This window comes from Mesorhizobium sp. M4A.F.Ca.ET.090.04.2.1, from assembly GCF_003999085.1.
Lineage (GTDB): Bacteria > Pseudomonadota > Alphaproteobacteria > Rhizobiales > Rhizobiaceae > Mesorhizobium.
This window is the reverse complement of sequence record NZ_RZOT01000633.1, coordinates 1-3,167: the sequence shown is the minus strand read 5'-3', so window position 1 is coordinate 3,167 and position 3,167 is coordinate 1. Positions and strand designations below refer to the sequence as shown.

Annotated in this window: 3 protein-coding genes; 2 read left to right on the top strand and 1 reads right to left on the bottom strand. The window is 65.6% G+C overall.

The window, feature by feature from the left end; all coding sequences use genetic code 11:
* Positions 1–1,118: M48 family metalloprotease (locus EN781_RS29440; RefSeq protein ID WP_127400592.1), on the top strand; the 1,118-nt coding region annotated here is incomplete at its 5' end.
* A 17-nt stretch (positions 1,119–1,135) separates the two neighbouring features.
* On the opposite strand, the gene EN781_RS29435 is transcribed toward EN781_RS29440, so the two are convergent.
* Positions 1,136–1,999 carry an RNA polymerase factor sigma-32 gene (locus tag EN781_RS29435; RefSeq protein WP_127400591.1) on the bottom strand — a complete coding sequence of 288 codons (864 nt, stop codon included), beginning with the start codon at positions 1,997–1,999 and terminating at the stop codon, positions 1,136–1,138.
* Between the two features lie 337 nt (positions 2,000–2,336).
* Between EN781_RS29435 and EN781_RS29430 the strand changes: the two genes are divergently transcribed.
* Positions 2,337–3,110: an amino acid ABC transporter substrate-binding protein gene (locus EN781_RS29430; RefSeq protein WP_126057898.1), complete on the top strand. Its 774-nt coding sequence runs from the start codon at positions 2,337–2,339 to the stop codon at positions 3,108–3,110.
* Positions 3,111–3,167 lie beyond the last annotated feature (57 nt).

The following is a 3,167-nucleotide window of genomic DNA, read 5'->3' as shown; positions in this document are numbered from 1 at the left end:
ATGTAACGCGCGGCCTGCTGGCGCTGGCCAATGATTCGTCCGAGCTCGCCGCCGTCATCGCGCACGAGATGGGCCACGTCACCGCCAATCACGGCCTGCAGCGGCAGCAGCTGGAGGCCGAGGAAGGGCTGGCGACCAAGGTGGTGTCGGATGTGCTGGGCGACAGCCCGACAGCCAAGGCGGCGCTGATCCGCGGCAAGCTGAGGCTCGCGCAGTTCTCGCGCAACCAGGAACTGCAGGCCGACGCCATCGGCATCAAGTCGATCGGCGAGGCCGGCTATGATCCTTACGCCGCCGGCCGCTTCCTGCAGTCGATGTCGGCCTATACCGATTTCCGCTCAATCAGCGGCGCCACCGACGCCAGCCTGGACTTCCTGGCGACTCATCCCAACACGCCGCAGCGGATCGATCTTGCCCAGCGCCTTGCCCGCAACTTCGGCCCGCCGGGCATCGGCACGCGCGACCGCGACGCCTTCCTGGCCGGTATTGACGGGCTGCTCTACGGCGACACGCCGGAAGAGGGCTATGTGCGCGGCCAGACCTTCCTGCATCCGGGCCTCGGCGTGTCGTTCACCGTGCCCGACGGCTTCGTCATCGACAATTCGGCCGCGGCGGTGACGGCGACCGGCCCCGGCGACATGGCGATCCGTTTCGACGGCGTTTCGATCGACAAGTCGCGGGCGCTGACCGACTACATCCGCAGCGGCTGGGTGGCCGGCCTCGATGACGCCAGCGTTCACCAGGAAACCATCAACGGCAACGAGGCGGCGGTGGCGCGCGCCGGCGCCGACGGCTGGCAGTTCGACATCGCGGTCATCCGCGCCGGCGGCCAGGTCTACCGGCTGCTGACGGCGGCACCGGCGGCCAGCACTGCGCTTGAGCCGGTGGCGCGCTCGGTCAGCGGCTCGTTCCGCATCCTGAGCGCGGCCGAGAAGGCGGCGCTGAAGCCACTGCATATCCGCGTCGTCACCGTGCAGGCCGGGCAGACCATGGGCTCGCTCGCCGCTCAGATGGTCGGCGTCGACCGGAAGCTCGACCTGTTCAGGGTGCTCAACGCGCTGTCGCCCGGCGCCGCTGTTTCGACCGGCGACAAGGTCAAGATCGTCACTGATAGGTAAGCCTAGGCAGGCAGGAGTCAGGCGGCTGTCGCCAGGAATTCCGGGTTCTGCTCGACCAGCGCGACTTTCAGCTTTTCCATGGCGCGCGCCTCGATCTGGCGCACGCGTTCCTTGGAAATGCCGAGCGCCTCGCCGAGCGCTTCCAGTGTCGCGCCCTCGTCGGTCAGCCGGCGCTCCTCGATGATCCTCAGCTCGCGCGCATTGAGCGCGCCGAGCGCCGCCTTCAGCCACAGCGAGCGGCGCTCGATGTCGATCGTGTCGCCGACGACCTCGTCCGGCAGGGGATCGTCCGAGGTCAGGAAATCCATGCGCTCGGCCGGGCCGGAATCGTCGCCAAGCGGCGCATTGAGCGAGCTGTCGGGCGCGGAGAGGCGCGAATCCATCATCGCCACGTCGGCTTCGGGCACGCCGAGCGCCGCCGACACCTCGCGATAGAGCGAGGCGTTGGAGATCGGCTCGGCGCCATTCGCCAGCCGGGCGCGCAGGCGCCGGAGGTTGAAGAACAGCGCCTTTTGCGCCGAACTGGTGCCGCCGCGCACGATCGACCAGTTGCGCAGGATGTAATCCTGCATCGAGGCTCGGATCCACCAAGTGGCATAGGTCGAGAAACGCACCTCGCGCTCCGGTTCGAAGCGCGCGGCCGCCTCGAGCAGGCCGACATGGCCCTCCTGGATCAGGTCGCCGAGCGGCAGGCCGTAGTGGCGGAACCTCGAGGCCATGGAGATGACCAGCCGCATATGGGCGACGGTGATGCGGTGCAGTGCCTGCTGGTCGTTATCCTCTTTCCAGCGCAAGGCCAGGAGATGCTCCTCCTCGCGCTCCAGATAGGGCGCCTTCATCGCCGCGCGGACCATCGTCCGTCCTGCCGTGTCCTCAATCATGCCGCGCTCCCTTGTCCTGACGTCACGGACATTTCGGTGTCCGATCCCTTCAGCGGCGTCAGCAGCGGTTGAAATGGCGGCGCCGCGCCCTACAAAGCCAAGAACGTGCCATGCAGTGGAATGTTCCGCCGCGACGGCCGGACGGCCTTGTGTTGTCTTGGAGACGAGACAAATGGCCGGAGCGGGAGTTGTAGGCCGTTTCTGGTACGAGTTGGAGAATCTCGTTTCTGGAATGCCATATTTTTGAAATCTGGTTCCTTATTTCGCGCATCTCTATCTGTCAGTTTCCGGCTCTTACACCGCGCCGGGGCACCGGCCAAAACGGGATCACAGAAAAATGAAATGGCTTAAATCGCTCATCATCGCCGGAACGCTGCAGGCTCTGGCGGTCACCGCCGGGCATGCCGGCGCCAATCTCGATCAGATCAAGCAGGCCGGCGTCATCAAGGTCGGCACGGAAGGCACCTATGCGCCCTTCACCTATCATGACGCCTCGGGCGCGCTGGTCGGCTTCGACGTCGAAATCGCCAAGGCGGTCGCGGACAAGCTCGGCGTGAAGGTGGAATTCCTCGAAGGCAAGTGGGATGGCCTGATCGCCGGCCTCGACGCCAACCGCTACGACGCCGTCATCAACGAGGTCGGCATCACCGACGCGCGCAAGGCCAAATATGATTTCTCCGATCCCTACATCGCCTCCAAGGCGGTGCTGATCGTGCGCGGTGACGACACCGAGATCAAGACCTTCGCCGACCTCAAGGGCAAGAAGGCGGCGCAGTCGCTGACCTCCAATTACGGCAAGCTCGCCGAGATCAACGGCGCCGAGCTCGTCGGTACCGACGGCTTCGACCAGTCGATCCAGCTTCTGCTCACCGGCCGCGCCGACGCCACCATCAACGACAGCCTGTCCTTCCTCGATTTCAAGAAGCACAAGCCCGACGCCAATGTGAAGATCGCCGCGCAGGAAGAGAACGCCGACTATTCCGGCGTCATCGTGCGCAAGGGCGATCCGGAACTGGTCGCCGCGATCAACAAGGCGCTGGCCGACATCAAGGCGGACGGCACCTACAAGAAGATCGCCGACACCTATTTCGGCCAGGACGTTTCGCAGTAAATCCGCCTGATCGGGCCGCGAATCGGCCCCAGGACATCGGCGGGCCGCCTTTGTCGG